General features: G+C 66.1%; 20 protein-coding genes and 1 tRNA gene. 11 read left to right on the top strand and 10 right to left on the bottom strand.

Annotation, left to right across the window (positions count from 1 at the left end; translation table 11 throughout):
• Positions 1-14: 14 nt before the first annotated feature.
• Positions 15-824 (bottom strand): methyltransferase domain-containing protein, encoded by an 810-nt coding sequence (locus BBTA_RS22975; protein ID WP_012044904.1) that lies wholly within the window; start codon positions 822-824, stop codon positions 15-17.
• A 154-nt stretch (positions 825-978) separates the two neighbouring features.
• On the opposite strand from BBTA_RS22975, the gene BBTA_RS22970 reads away from it, so the two are divergent.
• The 3 genes from BBTA_RS22970 to BBTA_RS22960 are packed head-to-tail and all read left to right on the top strand — an operon-like array spanning position 979 to position 3655.
• Positions 979-1548 (top strand): GbsR/MarR family transcriptional regulator, encoded by a 570-nt coding sequence (locus BBTA_RS22970; protein ID WP_012044903.1) that lies wholly within the window; start codon positions 979-981, stop codon positions 1546-1548.
• Positions 1549-1562: 14 nt separating this feature from the next.
• Positions 1563-2222, top strand: a complete 660-nt coding sequence (locus BBTA_RS22965) for a DUF4166 domain-containing protein (RefSeq protein ID WP_012044902.1) — start codon at positions 1563-1565, stop codon at positions 2220-2222.
• Positions 2219-3655, top strand: coding sequence for a TIGR01777 family oxidoreductase (locus tag BBTA_RS22960; protein WP_012044901.1), 1437 nt, complete (start codon positions 2219-2221; stop codon positions 3653-3655). The genes BBTA_RS22965 and BBTA_RS22960 overlap by 4 nt, the downstream gene beginning before the upstream one ends.
• A gap of 29 nt (positions 3656-3684) precedes the next feature.
• On the opposite strand, the gene BBTA_RS22955 is transcribed toward BBTA_RS22960, so the two are convergent.
• Positions 3685-4734, bottom strand: coding sequence for an AraC family transcriptional regulator (locus BBTA_RS22955; protein ID WP_012044900.1), 1050 nt, complete (start codon positions 4732-4734; stop codon positions 3685-3687).
• Between the two features lie 59 nt (positions 4735-4793).
• The gene (locus BBTA_RS22950) at positions 4794-5651 is read right to left on the bottom strand and encodes a LysR family transcriptional regulator (RefSeq protein WP_012044899.1); all 858 of its coding nucleotides are present in this window, start codon (positions 5649-5651) and stop codon (positions 4794-4796) included.
• A gap of 109 nt (positions 5652-5760) precedes the next feature.
• Between BBTA_RS22950 and BBTA_RS22945 the strand changes: the two genes are divergently transcribed.
• A complete protein-coding gene (locus tag BBTA_RS22945; protein ID WP_012044898.1) occupies positions 5761-6189 on the top strand; it encodes a 4-oxalocrotonate tautomerase family protein in 429 nt (142 codons plus the stop codon).
• A gap of 1 nt (position 6190) precedes the next feature.
• Here BBTA_RS22945 and lipB read toward each other — a convergent pair whose 3' ends face one another.
• The gene (gene lipB / locus BBTA_RS22940) at positions 6191-6913 is read right to left on the bottom strand and encodes a lipoyl(octanoyl) transferase LipB (protein WP_012044897.1); all 723 of its coding nucleotides are present in this window, start codon (positions 6911-6913) and stop codon (positions 6191-6193) included.
• A 65-nt stretch (positions 6914-6978) separates the two neighbouring features.
• Here lipB and BBTA_RS22935 point away from each other — a divergent pair, with 65 nt between their 5' ends.
• Both BBTA_RS22935 and BBTA_RS22930 read left to right on the top strand, forming a co-directional pair.
• The gene (locus tag BBTA_RS22935) at positions 6979-7227 is read left to right on the top strand and encodes a FliM/FliN family flagellar motor switch protein (RefSeq protein WP_041750832.1); all 249 of its coding nucleotides are present in this window, start codon (positions 6979-6981) and stop codon (positions 7225-7227) included.
• A gap of 134 nt (positions 7228-7361) precedes the next feature.
• A tRNA-Leu gene (locus tag BBTA_RS22930) sits at positions 7362-7446 on the top strand.
• Positions 7447-7595: 149 nt separating this feature from the next.
• Here BBTA_RS22930 and BBTA_RS22925 read toward each other — a convergent pair.
• From BBTA_RS22925 to soxC, 5 genes are all read right to left on the bottom strand, one after another.
• The gene (locus tag BBTA_RS22925) at positions 7596-8441 is read right to left on the bottom strand and encodes an ABC transporter permease (protein ID WP_012044895.1); all 846 of its coding nucleotides are present in this window, start codon (positions 8439-8441) and stop codon (positions 7596-7598) included.
• Positions 8438-9211: an ABC transporter ATP-binding protein gene (locus tag BBTA_RS22920; RefSeq protein WP_012044894.1), complete on the bottom strand. Its 774-nt coding sequence runs from the start codon at positions 9209-9211 to the stop codon at positions 8438-8440. The genes BBTA_RS22925 and BBTA_RS22920 overlap by 4 nt, the downstream gene beginning before the upstream one ends.
• A gap of 3 nt (positions 9212-9214) precedes the next feature.
• Positions 9215-10213: an ABC transporter substrate-binding protein gene (locus BBTA_RS22915; protein ID WP_012044893.1), complete on the bottom strand. Its 999-nt coding sequence runs from the start codon at positions 10211-10213 to the stop codon at positions 9215-9217.
• Positions 10214-10369: 156 nt separating this feature from the next.
• Positions 10370-10909, bottom strand: a complete 540-nt coding sequence (locus tag BBTA_RS22910; RefSeq protein ID WP_012044892.1) for a c-type cytochrome — start codon at positions 10907-10909, stop codon at positions 10370-10372.
• Positions 10899-12128, bottom strand: coding sequence for a sulfite dehydrogenase (gene soxC, locus BBTA_RS22905; protein ID WP_012044891.1), 1230 nt, complete (start codon positions 12126-12128; stop codon positions 10899-10901). Before soxC ends, BBTA_RS22910 begins: the two co-directional genes overlap by 11 nt.
• A gap of 278 nt (positions 12129-12406) precedes the next feature.
• Between soxC and BBTA_RS22900 the strand changes: the two genes are divergently transcribed.
• The 4 genes from BBTA_RS22900 to BBTA_RS22885 are packed head-to-tail and all read left to right on the top strand — an operon-like array spanning position 12407 to position 15664.
• Complete coding sequence (locus BBTA_RS22900) at positions 12407-12748, top strand: gamma-butyrobetaine hydroxylase-like domain-containing protein (protein ID WP_012044890.1); 342 nt, start codon at positions 12407-12409, stop codon at positions 12746-12748.
• Positions 12724-14460 (top strand): fumarate reductase/succinate dehydrogenase flavoprotein subunit, encoded by a 1737-nt coding sequence (locus BBTA_RS22895; RefSeq protein ID WP_012044889.1) that lies wholly within the window; start codon positions 12724-12726, stop codon positions 14458-14460. Before BBTA_RS22900 ends, BBTA_RS22895 begins: the two co-directional genes overlap by 25 nt.
• A 13-nt stretch (positions 14461-14473) precedes the next feature.
• On the top strand, positions 14474-14707 hold the full coding sequence (locus BBTA_RS22890) for a ferredoxin family protein (RefSeq protein ID WP_012044888.1): 234 nt from the start codon (positions 14474-14476) through the stop codon (positions 14705-14707).
• Between the two features lie 6 nt (positions 14708-14713).
• Entirely contained in the window at positions 14714-15664 is a 951-nt protein-coding gene (locus tag BBTA_RS22885) for a HEAT repeat domain-containing protein (RefSeq protein WP_012044887.1), read from the top strand.
• Positions 15665-15678: 14 nt separating this feature from the next.
• On the opposite strand, the gene BBTA_RS22880 is transcribed toward BBTA_RS22885, so the two are convergent.
• Positions 15679-16401 carry a Crp/Fnr family transcriptional regulator gene (locus BBTA_RS22880; RefSeq protein WP_371260212.1) on the bottom strand — a complete coding sequence of 241 codons (723 nt, stop codon included), beginning with the start codon at positions 16399-16401 and terminating at the stop codon, positions 15679-15681.
• A gap of 453 nt (positions 16402-16854) precedes the next feature.
• Between BBTA_RS22880 and BBTA_RS22875 the strand changes: the two genes are divergently transcribed.
• Complete coding sequence (locus BBTA_RS22875) at positions 16855-18267, top strand: ABC transporter substrate-binding protein (protein WP_041751564.1); 1413 nt, start codon at positions 16855-16857, stop codon at positions 18265-18267.
• The last annotated feature ends 8 nt before the right edge of the window (positions 18268-18275 follow it).

Here is an 18275-nt window from a genome sequence, read left to right as displayed (position 1 = left end):
AAACAGGCCGCCGCTCAGGCCGCTGAAATCACCAGCGCCTGAATCCGTCCCTCGACCGGTCCGCTGCCGAACCGCCGTTCAAGTGCATCCGCCACGACCTGCGTCGCCGCGGCCAGGTCCAGTGTCCCGCGCGCCTCGATCTCGCCGCGCATCGGTGTGCCCTGGCAGTAGGCGGTGGCGGGGTGCTGCGGCGAGGCAGCGCGGCTGCGATGGGTGACGGTGCCGATCTCGACGTCGGTGAAGCCGGCCTCGTTCAGATCGGCCGTGATCCGCTCCGGGTCGTAATAGCCGTGCGGCGTCCGGGTGAAGAATTGCGGCGGGTCGTTGGGAAAGATCTGCTGCAGCGCCTCATGCACCACATGCGCGAACTCATTGTCCTCGATCCGGTCCCAGACATTGAAGATGAAACGGCCGCCGGGCCGCAGCACGCGGCGGGCCTCGGCGTAGCCTTTGATACGGTCGGGGAAGAACATCACGCCGAACTGGCATGCGACGGCGTCGAAGCTCGCATCGGCAAAGGGCAGGGCCAGCGCGTCGGCCTGCTGCCATCCGATGCGTGCCGCATCGCCAAGATGCGACTTCGCCCGCATCAGCATGGGCTCGTTGAGATCGGTCGCGGTGATCCGGACCTCCGGCGGCAGCCCGGCGTGCAGGGCCCTCGTGACCGCGCCGGTTCCCGCCGCCGTCTCCAGCACGTCGCGAGGCTGGCGACGATCGATGCGCGCTGCGAGGTCCTGGGCATAGGGCGTAAAGATCAGGGGAACCAGCAGTTCGTCGTAGATCTGCGGGATCGATCCGGTGAAAGCCTTGTCGGATGCCGTCATGGCTTGCTCCTGTTCCAAGGGGCAGGGGGAGTGCGATCGGCGGTCATCCGCCGCTGGCGAAAGGAGCCCCTTCGTCTCCGTCTTGCCAATCAGCTGCGCGGTTCACAGCAGAACCGCTCTTGACATTCATGCTCATCGGTCAGATATTTCTGTCATGACAGAAACAACCGGCAAGAAGAAACTTCCTCCCGCCGTCGAGCGCTTCATCCTCAATTGGGGCGACATGGGTGACCAATGGGGCGTGAACCGCTCGGTGAGCCAGATCCATGGTCTGCTGTATCTGGCGGAGAAGCCGATGACGGCCGAGGACATCGCCGACACGCTCGGCATGGCGCGCTCCAACGTCTCCAACTCGCTGAAGGAGCTGCTCGCGTGGGATCTGATCCGCCGGGTGCCGATCCTCGGCGACCGCCGCGACCATTTCGAGGCGGAGACCGACATCTGGGAGGTGGCGCAGCGGATCGCGGCGGGGCGCAAGGAGCGCGAGATCGATCCGGCGATCGCGGCGCTGCGCGCCTGCGTGGCGGAGGCCACCGGCGATCCCGGCATCAGCCCGGTCGCAAGCAAGCGGCTGAAGGACATGCTGGCGTTCACCGAACTTGTCGACCGCTGGTACGTGCAGATGCTGAAGGTGCCGCGGCCGCGCCTGGTCGCGCTGATCAAGCTCGGCGAGAAGATTGCAAACCTGCTGCCGTCGGGACGATCCCGGTCCGGCAGCGATTAGTCGAGGAGGGCGCCATGGTGAGCCTACGACATCTCGGACTTGCAGCGCCCTCCAACGCCAGGCTCCACGACGATCACAGATTTCGTGCGCTGCTGTCGCCCGAGGATTGGGGCCGGCTTCCGGTCTCGATCTGGCGCCGGTTTTCCAAGCGTCTCGCCGAGGGAGCGACGGCGGTCTATGTCGGTGAGGTCGACGAGGCCGAGATCAGCCCCGCCGGCTTCTGGTTCGCGCAGCTCGCGCGGCTGATCGGCGGACCGTTGCCGACGCGGGCGGATCTCGGCGTGCCGATGATCGTCGCGGTGACCGAGGATGCGGCGAGCGGCGGCCAGATCTGGACACGCATCTGCGGCCGTCCTCACGGCTTCCCGCAGGTGATCCATTCGGCCAAGCGCTTTGCCGGTCCGACCGGGCTCGAAGAGTATCTCGGCTGGGGTCTCAGCATGAGCCTGCGCGTCTGCGTGACCGATGGCGCGCTCGTCTTCCAGAGCGCCGGCTTCACCTTCGAGTGCGCTGGCCGCCGCTTACGCTTGCCAGCCTGGCTGACGCCCGGTGATCTCACCGTGACCCATGCCGATCTCGGCGCCGGCGCCTTTCGCTTCACGCTGGAGATCATCCACCCGCGCTTCGGGCGCATCATCCGCCAGAGCGCAATGTTCCGGGAGTCCGCGCCATGACGCCGCTGCTCTGGTCCCTGATCGCCCTCCAGATCGTGATGGGCGTGTTCGATACCTTCTACCATCACGAGTTCACCGAGCGTCTCGCCTGGCGGCCGTCCCAGCAGAGCGAGCTCAAGCTCCACGCCGTCCGGAACCTGCTCTACGCGCTGCTGTTCGCCATCCTCGGCTGGTGCGAGGTGCATGGGTTGTTTGCCGCGCTGGTGCTCGCGGTGCTGGTCGCGGAGATCGCGATCACCCTGACCGATTTCGTCGAGGAGGATCTGACCCGCAAGCTGCCGCCGAGCGAGCGCATCAATCACACGCTGCTCGCGATCAATTACGGCGCCGTATTGATGCTGCTGGTGCCGTTGCTGATCGACTGGATGATGCAGCCTTCTGCCATCGTGCCGGCCTATGCTGACCTCTTGAGCTGGATCGCGGCCGCAGCGGCGATCGGCGCCGCTCTGTGCGGGCTGCGCGACGTCGCCGCGGCACGGCGGCTGGCACGGATGTCGCAGCCTGATGCGGCCGAACTGCTCGCCGCATTGCCGCCGGCGCAGACGGTCCTGGTCACGGGGGCCACCGGCTTCGTTGGTACGCGGCTGGTGGCGGGACTCGCGGCTTCAGGCCATCACGTCATCGCGCTGGTGCGCGATCCGGCCAAGGCCCGTGCGTTGCCGCCGCCATTGACGCTGATCACCAGCCTTGACCAGATCGCGTCCGACACCCGCATCGACGCAATCGTCAATCTCGCCGGTGAGCCGATCGGCAACGCGGCCTGGACCGCAGCGAAGCGCGAGAAGATCCTGCAGTCGCGCCTTGCCACGACCGAGGCCGTCGTGGCGCTGATCGCACGGCTCGCGCGCAAGCCGCAGGTGCTGGTGAACGGCTCCGCGATCGGCTGGTACGGCCTGTGGCAGGACCAGCCGCTGACGGAATCGGCGAAGGCGCATGACTGCTTCAGCCATGAACTCTGCGAGGCGTGGGAGCAGGCCGCTCGTGGCGCTGAAGCCCATGGGACGCGCGTGGCGCTGCTGCGCATCGGTCTCGTCGTCGGCCGCGACGGCGGCGTTCTATCGCGCATGCTGACGCCGTTCGAGTTCGGACTCGGAGGTCCACTTGGTTCCGGGCTGCAATGGATGTCCTGGATCGAGCGCGACGATCTGATCCGGCTGATCGCCCATGTCATGGCCACCGACGCAATCACCGGACCCGTCAACGCAACGGCGCCGCTGCCGGTGCGCAACGGCGCCTTCACGACCGAGCTGGCGCGTTGCCTGCGGCGTCCGGCGCTGCTGCGCGTTCCTGCCGGCCTGCTACGCCGGATCGGCGGCCAATTCGCTGACGAGCTGTTGCTCGGCGGTCAGCGCGTGGTGCCGAACAAGGCGCTGTCGACCGGCTTCGTGTTCCGTCACCAGAGCCTGCGCAGCGCGCTCGAGGCGATCCTTTGAGCCGTCCGAATCTTTGACTCGGCTAAGCGTCAGGAGCGTTCGGCGCGCGCCATCGTCACTGATGGCAGCTCGCCGAACGTGGCGCGGTAATAGCGCGCGAAATGTCCGGGATTGGCAAAGTTGCAGGCGGCGGCCGCCGCCGCAACGGTGACCGAGGGATCGCCCGAGCGCAGCATCTCATGCGCGCGGCGCAAACGGACAGATTTGGCAAATGCGATCGGCGAATAGCCCCGGACGCGTTCGAACACGCGGAAGATCGATCGGGCGCTGACGCCGGCCTCGCGCACAAGGCGCTCGATCGTGATCGGCTCGCGCCAATTGGCCTCGATATAGTCCTCGAGCCGCTTGACCAGACCGAAATCCGGCATCGGGGCCGGATCGATCAGCGCGTCGCGGAAGCGATGGCGGCTGGCGCAGAGGAAGGCGACCTGAACGGCTTCCTCCAGTTCTCGGTAGACGGCGGCCGGGAAGGCGGCATCCTGCTCGTTGAGCTGGGTGCCGAGGAAATCGAGCAGCCGCAGCAGGCTGCGGGCGTGCGGATCGTTGGCCGGAATCGCGGAGCCGATGGCATAGTCGGCGCGCGGCTGCACGCCGACCAGCGCCGCCAGCCGTTGCCGCAAGGCCTGCGGTTCGAGACGCAGAGTGAGACGGCGGTGGCCGCCCTGGCAGGCCATCTGCCAGGGGACGCCGGCTGGCGCGACGGCGATCTGCTGATCGGTGACGTCGGTCGCCTCGCCGCGGGCGCAACTGACCGCGCGGCCTGTCATGGCAATCTGCACCCTGATGAAGTCGGCGGCGCGATGGTCGCTGACCATGTCGCAGCTCGTCGCGCCGAAAGCGAGCCCGATGCTGTCGAGCTCGATCAGGTTGACGACGGCTTCGAAACGGTTGGCGCTTCTGAAGTCGATGCGGTCGGCGCCAAGCAGACGGCTGCCGAGATCGCGCAGCAGTTCGGCGTTGGAGGTTCGGATCAGAGCGTGGCGGTGCAGCGGTTCCAGGCCGAATGTGCCCGGCGCCGGGCTCGGCTGTGGTGCGGCGCTGACGATGTCAGCTGCAGCTGCGGTCAAGAGACGGTTCAAGCCGCTGCTCCTGAACTCCGGAAATTAACCCATGCTACAGGACCGCGGGTCGCCGTCAACTAATTCGCGTGCGACGCGCTTCGCAATGCCGCAGCCAGCGTCCGCAGCGCCGCACGTTTGGCAGCATCGCTGACCTTGGCGTGGAGAATGACCTTCGATCGTCCTAGCCTGGGCAGGCCGAGGGCTGGCCCGACATCGACGAGGCCAGGTGGCGCGATTCGCCTCGCCAGGGGCGCGATCGCGAGTCCGGCCTGTGCGGCGGCGGCCACAGCAGCGACACCGCCGCCGACAAAGCTCTCGACAAAGGGCAACCGCGCTTTGTCGAGCGCGCGGACCGCGATGGCGCGGACGCCGCAAGGCGCGGCCAGAGTCGCCAGCGGCACGGGACTTCCCAAAGCAAAGCCGAAGCGCGGACTCGCATACCAGCCGAATTCGTCCTCGGCCAAGGTCTCGCCGCCGCGCCGCGAGGCCTCCTGCCGGACGATGACCGCGTCGAGCGTGCCCGCATCGTAGAGATCGAGCAGGTCGCGCGAGAACCCGATGCTCACCGACAGAGCCAGCTCCGTCGTGCTGGCCTGGAATTGTCGCAGCATCGGCACCAGCTCCGGGCCGGCCGCGTGATCGCTGATGCCGAGCGAGAGGCGGGGGCGGATGCGGGCGGGGCCGGCCACGGCAAGATCATGTGCGGCCACGAGCGCGCGCGCGTTCTCCACGAAAGCCGCCCCCTCGGCCGTCAACCGGACCGCGCGCGGCGAACGCTCCAGGAGGCGTTTCTCCAAGGTTGCCTCCAGGCGCTGCAGCTTCAGGCTGACGGCCGCCTGGGTGGTGCCGAGCGCTTCCGCCGTCCGCGTGAAACTCTGCAGGTCGGAGACCAGAAGAAAGGCCCGGACCGCACCGATGTCGAGCGTGATCTTCATTACAAGTGCTTATCATTGATATCGTCAGCAATAGCATACCGAAATCATAACGGGAGGGCTAGGTTCTCGGGGCAACGGCGGCATTGCCGCCCTGAACGGAGAGACCCCCATGCCCCTGATCACCATCGTCTATGCCAGCCAGCGCCGCTCCCTTTCGCTGAAGCGGGAGATTGCCGAGGCCGTCACCGCGCTGACGGCACAGATCCTGCGCAAGGCCCCCAAGGTCACCGCCGTCATCGTTTCGGAGGCCGATGCGGCGGACTGGTTCGCCGGCGGCGCCTCGCTGGCCGAGCAGGGGCTTGCCAGCTATTGGATCGACGTCCATGTCAGCGAAGGCACCAACACCAAGGACGAGAAGGCCGCTTATCTCGCGGCGGTGTTCGACCGCATGGCGTCGCTGATCGGCCCGCTGCATCCCGAGACCTATCTGCATGTCGACGAGGTGAGGGGAGATGCCTATGGCTTCGGCGGGCTGACCCAGGAGCGCCGCTATGTCGCAGCCAGCCTCGGTGTCCCGGCGCATCAGCGCGAGGTCTGAGCTAGGCCGTCTCCGGCAGGCTGGCGCGGGTTGCGCCAAAGACGCTCTCGAAGGCCTGCCGGAGCGCGAGGTCGACATCGGTCAGCGTGACCGGCAGGCCGAGATCGACCAGGCTGGTGACGCCGTAACGCGGGTCGGTGACCCCGCAAGGCACGATCGCCTGAAAATGCGTCAGGTCCGGCTCGACATTGATGGCGATGCCGTGGAAGCTGACCCAGCGCTTCAGCCGCACGCCGATGGCGGCGATCTTGTCCTCATATCCTTCGCCCTTGTCGGGTCGCCGGACCCAGACGCCGACGCGGTCCTCGCGCCGTTCGCCACGCACATTGAAGGCGTCGAGGGTGCGGATGATCATCTCCTCCAGCGCCGCGACATAGGCGCGCACATCCGGTCGGCGCCGTTTCAGGTCGAGCATGACATAGGCCACGCGCTGTCCCGGACCGTGATAGGTGACCTGGCCGCCGCGCCCGGTCGGCACCAGAGGAAAGCGCGGATCGCGCAGGTCTTCCGGCTTGCCCGAGGTGCCCGACGTGTAGACCGGCGGGTGCTCGAGCAGCCAGACCAACTCCGGCGCCTCGCCCGCGGCGATCGCGGCCGCCCGCGCCTCCATGAACGCGAGGGCTGCGGCATAATCCACCCGCGAATCCGAGATGCGCCAGTCCACGGCATTGCCGGCAGGGCCGACGAAGGTGGTCAGATCGAGCGTTTCGCGGCTGTTAACCATTGGCTAACCACAACATGGTGATGTCTTCGGTAACGGAATCTAGTCGTGACTTCGGTGGTCCTGCAGTGTCAACCCTCGACAAAGTGACAGTCGACCTGATGGTCGTTCTCGGCACCTGTTCTATGCCTATCCACCAGGTTCTGCGCCTGTCGCGAGGCGCTATCATCGAGCTGGACGCCACCGAGGCCGACGACGTCAAGGTGCTGGCCAACAACCTGCCGATCGCGAATGGCGTCGTGCTGGTCGATCGCAACCGCATTGCGGTGGAAGTCAAGGAAATGCTGCCGCGGTCGCCCACGGCGCATTCGCGCTAGCGGAACGGGCGGAGCAAAAAACCGTCCACAATCCCGGATTTAGGGCCTGTGCGGCCCTTGTCCCCCCGGCATCGATTTGATACACGGGCGCCACTGATCCGGTGCCTCTCTCTTCTGGTTCCGGCTTCTCCTTAGCGCTCGTGGCGGAATTGGTAGACGCGCTGCCTTGAGGTGGCAGTGGGTAACACCGTGGGGGTTCGAGTCCCTCCGAGCGCACCATCCAACCTCACCCCAAAGCTGAATCTGTTTCCGATTTGTTCTGGTCCCGCGCTCGGCTCGTTTTGCGCCGAGGCTGACCGCACGCGAAGCGCGGGACGCGGAGGTCTGGCCGAGCAGCGCTGCGTCGATCGGGACGACGGCTTCCCGGATCAGCCGCGCTGCATGCCCCAGCGCCGGACGGTCACGGCTTCGATGGCGCGGAACAGACCGAACTCGACGATGAGGCCGATCAGGATCACCATGATCAGGCCCGCGAACACCTTGTCGGTGAACAGCTCGTTGCGGTTGCGGAAGATGAACCAGCCGAGGCCGCCCTGGCTGGCGCTGACGCCGAACACGAGCTCGGCGGCGATCAGCGTCCGCCAGGCGAACGCCCAGCCGATCTTCAGGCCCGACAGGATCGAGGGCAGGGCGGAGGGAATGAGGATGGAGCCGACATAGCGGGCGCCGGTGAGACCGTAATTGCGCCCGACCAGGCGATGGGTGTCCGGCACCGACTGGAAGCCGGTGAAGGTCGCGAGCGCGAACGGCCATAGCACCGAATGCACGAGCACGAAGATCAGACTGGTCTCGCCGAGCCCGAACCACAGCATCGCCAGCGGCAGCAGCGCAATCGCGGGCAGCGGATTGAACATCGCCGTCAGGGTGATCAGCGCCTCCCGGCACAGCGCGTTGGCTGTGGCGAGCGAGACGAAGATGAGGCCGAGCAGCAGCGCCAGCAGATAGCCCTTGATGAGGATGCCGAGCGAAGCGGCGGTGGCCGAGGCGAGGTTCTCGTGCAGCAGTCCGTCCCACAGCGCCGTCATCGTCTGGGTGAAGCTCGGTAGCAGCAGCGGGCTCGCGGTGAAGGTCGCGGCCAGCTGCCAGAGCAGGGCGAGCGTTGCCAGCACCAGGACGCGGCGGACCATGGCGGAGCGGCGAAGTGCGCTCCAGTGCAGGCGCCGCGCGCTGCTGCCCGTTGCGGCGATCGGCGCCTCGGCAATGTGATCCGTCATGCGGCAGCTCCCGACCTGCGCCCGAACAGGGTGTGGCGGATCTCCTCGGACAGCGCGCGGAACTGCGGCGAGCCGAGCTGCGCCGCGCCGATGCCTGACGTGTCGAAGGTGGTGATGGTGCGTCCGGGATGGGCGCTGAGCAGGTGCAGCCGGGTGCCGATCAGGATCGCCTCGTCGATCGAATGGGTGACGAACACCAGCGTGAACTGCAGCTCCTCAGCGAGCGCGAGCAGATCGTGCTGCAAGGTGCCGCGCGTCAGCGCGTCGAGTGCGGCGAACGGCTCGTCCATCAGCAGCACCTCGGGCGAAGCGGCCAAAGCGCGGGCGATCGCGGCGCGCTGCTTCATGCCCCCGGACAGCGTATGGGGATAGTCCTTGATCACCCGGGCCAGTCCGACCTTGGCGAGCGCCGCTTCCGCGAGCGCCCGCGCTTCAGCGCCCGATTTGCCGCGGGCGACCTTGAGCGGGAAGGCGACATTGTCGCGCACGGTCTTCCAGGGCAGCAGTTGATCGAACTCCTGGAACACCACCAGACGGTCGGGGCCCGGCTTCGTCACCGCGCGGCCCTCGACCAGGATGTCGCCGCTGCTCGGGCGGATGAAGCCGGCGATGCTCTTCAGGATCGTCGACTTGCCGCAGCCGGACGGGCCGAGCAGCACCAGCCGCTCGCTGCGCGCCACCGTGAAGCTGACATTGTCGACCGCGCGCACCGGGCCATGCTCGGTGTCGTAGTCGATACTCAGCCGGCGGGCCTCGATCACGGAAGACATCGCTCAGTCGCCCTGCTTGTCGTGCAGCTCTTCGAACGTGTAGTCCTTCCAGCTCGCGGGCCTGGTCTTGATGGCGCCGATCTTGGCGAGGAACGCGGCGTATTTGAACGTGCCTTTAGGGACCGTCGTGAAGCTGACCTCGGGGCTATCGATGACCGATTTGACGAAGGCCGGGTCGAGCTTGGACTGCTCGATGCGGATATAGGTCTCGGCGGCCTCCGCCTTGTGGCTCTCGATCCAATGTGAGGCCTCGTTCAGCGCGTCGTAGAACACCTTGAACGTCCGCGGATTCTCGTTGCGAAACTTCGAGGTGGCATAGAGCAGCGTCGGCGTGATGCGGCCGCCCATGATGTCGTAGGAGCTCAGCACCTTGTGGATCTTCGGATCCTGCAGCGCCTGCTCCTGATAGGGCGGATTGGAGAAATGCGCGGTGATGGTCGACGACCCCGACAGCAGGGCGGCCGTCGCATCGGGATGCGGCAGGTTGACGGTGAGATCGTCGAGCGCGTTGAATTTTCTCTCACCGAACTCCTTTTCCGCCGCGATCTGCAGCAGGCGCGACTGCTGCGATACGACCACCGCCGGCACCGCGATCTTGTCGGTCTTGGTGAAGTCCTTCAACGTCTTGACATTGGGATTGCTGGTGATGAGGTAGTTCGGCTGCTCGCCGAGTGCGGCGATGATCTTGACGTCGGCCGATCCGCGGGTGCGGTCCCACAGCACAAGCACGGGGCCTGCGCCGGCTGCGCCGATGTCGACGGCACCGGAGATGAGGGCGTCATTGATGGCGGCGCCGCCGCTCAGCTTGGTCCATTCGACCTTGATCTCGAGGCCGGCCTTCTGGCCATGCTTCTCGATCAGCTTCTGGTCGCGCAGCACGTGCAGCGGCAGATAGACGGTGCCGAACTGCTCGACGATTCGAATCCGTCCCTCGGCGTAAGAAGGAGTCGACGCGACCACGCTCAGCAGCAGCGCGGCGCTTGCAAGCCATTTCACAATCATCAGTTCAATCCCGGTCCGAAGCAAACAAGGCTCGATTTGCCGGGAATGTCGTGCTGGTTGCAATTACGTAAAGTGCAGCGATCGGAGCCGAACCTTCTTGGTCGCGCACTTAGAAGGGAAAGTTATTTCCTGAAGTCCTCAGCGATCGCCATGCCGTCATTTCGGCGGCACGTCGGGACGCGGATCCCGGGTGAAGCCGTTGCGGTTGGGCATCTCGACCTTCGCCAGGGACGCGGCATCGAGCGTGGTATCCTCGGACACGATGCCGTTCAGGAACAGCAGATAGGCGGTGACCGCGTAGACCTGGTCCGGCGTCAGCGATTGCGGCGCGTTGAACGGCATCGCGCGGTTGACGTAGTCGAACACGGTCGGCGCATAGGGCCAGAAGCTGCCGATGGTCTTGACCGGCTTGGCGGTGGCCAGCGTGCCGCGGCCGCCGACCAGTGCATCGGCTGCGCCGCCCTGGCCCTTGTCGCCATGGCACGCCGCGCACGCCTCCGCGAACAATGCGCGGCCCTCGGCGACGCTGCCGCGGCCGGCGGGCAGGCCGGCGCCGTCGCCGGAGACGTCGATGTTCCAGGCGGCGATCTCGTCGGCGGTGACGGCGCGGCCGAGATTGGTGCGCTCCGCGGCGACGCCCGCGACGGAGCAGACGACGATCAGCGCCGCCGCTGCCGCGATGGATCTAAACGACATGGGTGACCGCTCCCTCGGCATTGAGCTGCCAGCCATAGACCGCATTGAAGTGATAGTTGGAGTTCAGCCCACGGGCGCGGATCAGCTGCTCCTTGGTCGGCTGCAGATAGCCGGTGGAATCGGTGGCGCGGCTCTGCAGCAGCGCCGGTCCGCCATCCCATTGCCATGGCAGCCGGAAGCGCGTCAGGCATTTCGACAGCACTGGCTGCTGCAGCTCGGCCTCGCGCCAGGTCTGGCCGCCGTCGGTGGAGACCTCGACCTTGCTGATGCTGCCGCGTCCCGACCAGGCCAGCCCACGGATCTCGTAGAGGCCGCGCTCGCGCAGCTGATGCCCGGAGGAAGGCTGCGTGATCACGGATTTCGCCTCCATCGTGAAGGTGAACTGCCGTGCAGTGCCGTCCGGCATCAGGTCGGTGTATTTCGAGGTCTCCTCGCGTGACTGGAACGGTTTGTCGCCGACCTTGAGCCGTCGCAGCCATTTGACGCTGAGATTGCCTTCGAGGCCGGGCAGGAATAGGCGCAGCGGATAGCCCTGCTCGGGCCGCAGCCGCTCACCGTTCTGCGCATAAGCGAGAATGGCGTCGTCGAGCGCGATCTCGATCGGCACGCTGCGCGTCATCGCCGCCGCATCGGCGCCTTCCGCGAGGATCCAGCGGCCCTCCGGCTTGACGCCCACTTCCTGCAGCACGGTCGCGAGTGGCACGCCGGTCCATTCGCTGCAGCTGATCAGGCCATGGGTGTCCTGCACGGTCCATTTCGGATTGCCGCCGCCCCAGGTCGAGGTGTTACCCGAGCACTCCATGAAATGAATGCGCGAGACCGAGGGAAACCGCAGCAGGTCATCCATCGTGAACGCCAGCGGGCGCTCGACCAAGCCATGCACGACCAGCCGGTGCTGATCGGGATCGATGTCGGGCACGCCGGCATGGTGGCGCTCGTAATGCAGGCCGGCCGGGGTGATGATGCCGTGGAGATGCTGCAGCGGCGTGCCGCTGGAGGCCGCCGTCGGAATCGGCGGCGGCGTGCGCGGGCGGCGCTTGATGCCGTCCTCGAACCGCGAGGGCACACCATAGGCCGGGCTCGCCACCGGCGATCCTTGCTGGCGCGTCCAGACCGGCACCTGCAGCCGGCCTTCTGCGGCACCCGCCGTGCCGATCCATCCGCCCGCGGCAGCGGCAAGACCGCCCAGCAACGATCTCCGGTCCGGACTGAAGACCATCACCACGTCTCCTGGAACATGCATTCGCCTGACGTCGCAGACCATGCGCCGCGCATGATGGTCAAGCCGGTGAGACCAAATAAGAAGAAAACGATTGCTGACGATCGAATGCATCAATGATCGTTTCGTCGACCCCCTGCGAGCGGGCAATGGCCTTCCATCGGCGATCTGCCGGAGAGTCTCCGCGCGACGGCTGCAACGCGATCGCGTGAAAGCAATTTATTGCGGGCAGCTCCGTCCGCGCTCGGGTAGGTCATCGAGCCAATGGAGCAGAGCGAGTGAGCTTGGAACCTGAGCTGATCGAGATCGTCGACGAGGCCCGCCGCCTGGCGGTGACCTGGCCAGACGCGCGGGTGTGCCTTGATGCGGCAGCGTTGCGACAGGCGAGCCGCGCGGCGTCCGAGCTGCGCCGGCAGATCGACGGCATTGCGCTTGTCCTGCCGGCCGATCTGCATCTGACCGGGCTGCAGCCGATCGGCAATTATGCCGTCCGGCTGCTGTTCTCCGATGGCCATGACCGCGGCATCTATCCCTGGTCCTATTTGCGCGAGCTCGCGGACCTGGCGCCCGACGACCGAACCGACCAGAGGCATTCATGGACGACATCACCGACGGCCTGACCGAGGTCTCCTGCGACATCCTGGTGATCGGCGGCGGTACGGCCGGGCCGATGGCCGCCTACAAGGCGAAGCGGCGCAATCCGCAGGCGCGCGTGGTGTTGCTTGAAAAGGCCAACGTCAAGCGCTCCGGCGCGATCGCCATGGGCATGGACGGGCTCAACAACGCCGTGGTGCCGGGCTATGCGACGCCGGAGCAGTACACCAAGGAGATCACGATCGCCAATGACGGCATCTGCGATCAGGCGCCCGTGTTCAAATATGCCTCGCGCTGCTTCGACATCATTCAGGAGCTCGACAGCTTCGGCATCCGCTTCCAGAAGACCGAGAATGGCGACTACGACGTCAAGAAGGTGCATCATCTCGGCACTTACGTGCTGCCGATGCCGAACGGCGACACGGTCAAGCGGGCGCTGTACCGGCAGTTGCGGCGCGAGCAGATCCTGATCTCCAACCGCTACATGGCGACGCGGCTGCTGACGGGGCGGGACGGCGAGATTGCCGGCGCGATCGCGGTGAACACGCGCACCGCCGAATTCCTCGTGCTGCGCGCCAAGGCCGTCATCCTCTGTGCCGGCGCCGCCGGACGGCTCGGCCTGCCGCAATCCGGCTATCTCTGGGGCACCTACGAGAACGCAACCAATTCAGGCGACGGCTATGCCATGGCCTATCACGCCGGTGCGGGGCTCGCGAATCTCGAATGCTACCAGATCAATCCGCTGATCAAGGACTATAACGGCCCGGCCTGCGCCTATGTCGCCGGCCCGTTCGGTGCATATACGACCAACAGCGAGGGCCGGCGCTTCATCGAATGCGACTACTGGTCCGGGCAGATGATGCAGGAGTTCTACAGCGAACTGCAATCCGGCAAGGGTCCGGTGTTCCTCAAGCTCAACCATTTGCACAGCGACACGATCGGCAAGATCGAGGCGATTCTCCACACCGTCGAGCGGCCCTCGCGCGGCCGCTTCCACGAGAACCGCGGCACCGATTATCGCGAGCGCATGGTCGAGATGCATATTTCGGAAATCGGCTTCTGCTCGGGCCATAGTGCGTCCGGCGTGTTCGTCGACGAATTCGCCCGCACCACCGTCACCGGTCTCTACGCGGCCGGTGACATGGCGAGCGTGCCGCACAATTACATGCTGGGCGCGTTCACCAATGGTGCGGTCGCAGGCGAGCATGCCGCAGAATTTGCCGCCGGGCGCGACCTGCCGGACTACGATCCGTCTGATGTCGAGCAGGAGCGGGCGCGCGTGTTGGCGCCGACACGGCGCGACGACGGTATTCCGCCGAACCAGATCGAGTACAAGGCGCGACGGATGGTCAACGACTATCTGCAGCCGCCGAAGGTCACGGCCAAGATGAAGCTGGGGCAGGAGCGGCTGGCGGAGGTGCGCGAGGATCTCGAAGGCGCGATGGTCGCCCGCGATGCCCATGAATTGCTGCGCTCGCTGGAAGTCGCCTCGATCCTCGACTGTGCCGACATGGCCGCTGCTGCGTCGCTGTTCCGCACCGAGAGCCGTTGGGGACTCTATCACTATCGCGTCGACCACCCCGAGAAGAACGACGCCGACTGGTTCTGCCACAGCATCCTGCGCAAGCAAGACGGGCGGATGATGCTGGAGAAGCGGCCGGTCGCGCCGTACATCGTGCCGATCGAGGACGAGGAGCGCTCGGCCTATGATCGCCAGCGCATCCGCGAAAGCGCCTAACGAGGAGGCCCGCTTGCCCATTGCATACACGCCGACCACGCTGCCCGTGGTCGTGGACGAGGCCAAATGCATCGCCGACAAGGGCTGCACGGTCTGCGTCGACGTCTGCCCGCTCGACGTGCTGCGCATCAGCGACCTCACCGGCAAAGCTTACATGAAATATGACGAATGCTGGTACTGCATGCCGTGCGAGACGGATTGCCCCACCGGGGCCGTCACCGTGAACATTCCCTATCTGCTGCGGTGAGCTGAGATGTCGGAGCCCTTCGAAGCGTTCGGCGATGTCGAAGATCTTGCGGCCGACCTGGCGAGCCCGGATGCCACGGTGCGTCGGCTCGCCGTGATGGCGCTCGCCGAAACCTCGGATTGGCAGGCGGTGCCGCATCTGGTCGCCGCGATCGCTGACGCTGCGCCCGAGGTGCGTGAGCAGGCGGCGCGGGCGTTGGGCGAGTTCGACGGCCGCGCCGTCGGCGAGGCCCTGGCGCGCGCGGTGACCGACTCGGTCGCCGCGGTTGCCGCCGCTGCAGCCGAGAGCCTCGCGGAGCTGCGCGACGCGGACGCGGGCGGGGCGCTGCTGGCGCTGGTGGCCCATCCGTCGCCTTTCGTACGTACGGCCATTTTACGCGGCTTGAAGGCGCTGCAGATCGAGGCATCCCTGCAGCCGGCGATCACGGCGTTGAGCGACGTCGAGCCGGCCGTACGTGTACAAGCGGTGGGTGTCATCGGCTATCTCAAGCGTCAAGAGACTCTGCCGGCCCTGATCGGCGCGGCCCGCGACGGCAGCGCCGAAGTCCGGCTCGCGGCCGTCAAGGCGCTGTCCTTCGCCGATCAGAGCGCTGAGGCTGCGGCGGCGGTGTCGGCTGCCTTGAAGGATGCCGCCTGGGAGGTGAGGGCGGCCGCGGCCGAGACCCTCGGCCGTCTCGGCGTGTCGAGCGCATCACCCGCGTTGGTGGCGGCCCTGGCGGACGAATTGTGGCAGGTGCGGCAGAAGGCGCTGCAGAACCTCGGTCGTCTTCGTGCGCGCGAGGCGCTGCCGGCCATCATCGCGCTACTCGGCGATGATAATCCATCGCTGCGCAAGGACGCTGCGGCCGCGCTGGGCGAGATCGCCGATCCCGCGTCGCGTGAGGCACTCGCTACGCGCGCCCAGGACGCCGATCCCGATGTGCGCAAGACGGTGGCCTGGGCGCTCGGGCGTCTGTGAGCGAGGCCCGCGGCTCAATCCTTTGACAGCATGGTTTCGAGCAGATCGACGCGCCTGATGCGGATGCTGGAGCCTTCGATGGCGATGATGCGCTTGGTCTGAAAGCGCTTCAGCATCATCGTGACCCATTGCCGCGTCGAACCGACCATGGCTGCGATCTGGTCGTGTGTGATCCTGCGGTTGATCAGGACGGTCTCACCGTCCCTGACGCCATGTAGCTCGGCGAGGTTGAGCAGATGCTGTGCCAAGCGCTCGATGACGGAGCGGGTGCCGAGCATCTGTGCCATCGACGAGTAGCATTTTCCTTTGGCCACGAGGCCATCGATCAGCGCGAGCGCAAAGCTCGGCATCTCGGCCAGCAGCGTCTGCACACTTGCGCCTGGCAGCGCCGTGATCTCGCACGGTTCCACCGCAACGCCCGACCACATGTGGACGCCGCCGCCGGAAATTTCCGGGCCGCCGATGAAATGCCCCGGCGTCCAATAGGCCAGCGTGACCTCGCGGCCCGAGGGCGCGGTGTAGTAGACGCGGACCTGGCCGCGCCGGATGATGAAGATGCCGTCATGCGCATCGCCCTGGTTGAACACGGTACCGCCCAGCGGCACGACCACGTCGCGGCCAGCCGCTGCGATCCGCTGTCTCTCGGCATTAGAGAGGCGATCGAGGAAATGGGCTCCGACATTGAGCCCCGCGACACCTTCGCTCAGGAACAGCGCCGAATCGCCTGAGAGCTTCACGGTTGGCTCGGTCACGGCCTGGCGTTCGACCGCCGCACGCTTGGGGCGCACCTCGTTACGGGATTCGACGACCGGCGGACGCAGGATCGGATCCGGAATTCGTAGTGCGCGCGTGGTGTCCACCGTCTCCAGATCCTTCTCGTCCGTTGCTCACGATTGTCAGCCGCAGAGTAGAGGCGAGCAGCAGAAGAAGTCCACGCCTTTGCTGATGGTACGGTGCACTTGGCAAGCTTCGTGCTCAATTGGCCGGTCTATAAGAATGTTTGTTTCGATGAAGAGATATTCATGAGAATGAATTGGCAGCAGGCCACGTCCAGCCTACCTGGATGTGAGGCTCTGTGTCGGCAGGCGGCAACTAATTGCTTCAGCGATCCCGTGCGTCCACTGAATAGTCCGGCTTCTCGGAACGGGCGGAGGAGGATGCCGCTCGCCGATCTCAGCAAGGACCGACGCATGACGCTTCATCGATACGCCGCACTTTCTGCCGTCGTTCTGGCGATGACGCTCGGAACCGCGAAGGCCGAAACCATCCGCGTCGCGATCGGTACGCAGGACACCACCATCAATTGCGCGACCGGCGGGCTCCTGATCCGGGAGTTGAATCTGCTCGACAAATATCTGCCGCATGATGGCAAGTACAAGGATACGACCTATGACATCCAGTGGCGCAACTTCACGTCCGGCGCGCCGCTGACCAACGAGATGGTGGCCGGCAAGCTCGATTTCGGCGCCATGGCCGACTTTCCGGGCTCGCTGAACGGCGTGGCGTTCCAGAAGGCGGGTCGCCGCAGCCTGTTCATCTCGGTGCTGTCGGGCAGCACCAAGGGCAGCGGCAACGGCATCGTGGTGCCCAAGGACTCGCCCGCGCGTTCGCTCGACGATCTCAAGGGCAAGACCATCTCGGTGCCGTTTGCATCGACGGCGCACGGCATGCTGTTGCGCGCCATCGAGGCCAAGGGCTGGAATCCGGACACCGATGTCAGCATCATCACCCAGGCGCCGGAGGTCGCAGGCCCCGCGCTGCAGGCCAACAAGGTCGATGCCCATGCCGACTTCGTTCCGTTCGCCGAGCTGTTTCCCTGGCGCGGCTTCGCGCGCAAGATCTTCGACGGTTCGCAAGCGAGCACACCGACCTTTCACGGCGCGCTGGTCGACGGCGATTACGCCGACAAATATCCGGAAGTCGTGACAGCCTATCTGCGGGCCGCGCTGGAGGCCGACCGGCTGATCGCCTCCGAGCCGGAGCGCTACAGCGAGCTGATCTCGAAGGTGACAGGGATCGAGGCCGAGGTGGTGTATCTGTTCCACGGCCCGCTCGGGCTGCAGACCCGCGACGCCACCTGGAAGCCGGAATTCCGGCAGGCGGTGGCGACGTCGATCAAGACGCTGAAATATCTCAAGCGGGCCGACAGCGATCTCGACATCGACAAGTTCGTGACCGACAAGTTCGTCAGGGCAGCGCTGACCCAGGCTGGCCGCGACTACGACGCGGAGAAGACCAACTACGCGCAGTTGCCGCTGAAGGCCAAGGATGCGGCATCGGGCGCCGAGATCACCGATGTCAGCCGCGTCGCGCAGATCTGGCTGAAGGATGAGCCGCAGGTTCGTCATTACGCGTCCCCGGAGGCGGCGTTGAAGGCGCTGGCGGCGCTGGAGAAGGATGGCAGGACCGCCCGGGTCGTCTATGCGCAAGATCGCGAGAGCGGCATCAAGCTGTTCGCGAGCCAGGCCTGGTTCGTGCGCAGCTCGTCGGGCGAGCTCAGTGCGTTCCTGCTGAAGGAGGGCGCCGAGCGCTGGGCCAAGGCGAAGGGCGGCGACGTCGTCGATTTCGCCGCGGCGCGCGACGCGCTGGTCGCCAGCCGGTAAGGGATCCT

Origin of the sequence: Bradyrhizobium sp. BTAi1, assembly GCF_000015165.1 — a bacterium.
Taxonomy (GTDB): domain Bacteria; phylum Pseudomonadota; class Alphaproteobacteria; order Rhizobiales; family Xanthobacteraceae; genus Bradyrhizobium; species Bradyrhizobium denitrificans.
This window is presented reverse-complemented; position numbering and strand designations above follow the sequence as displayed.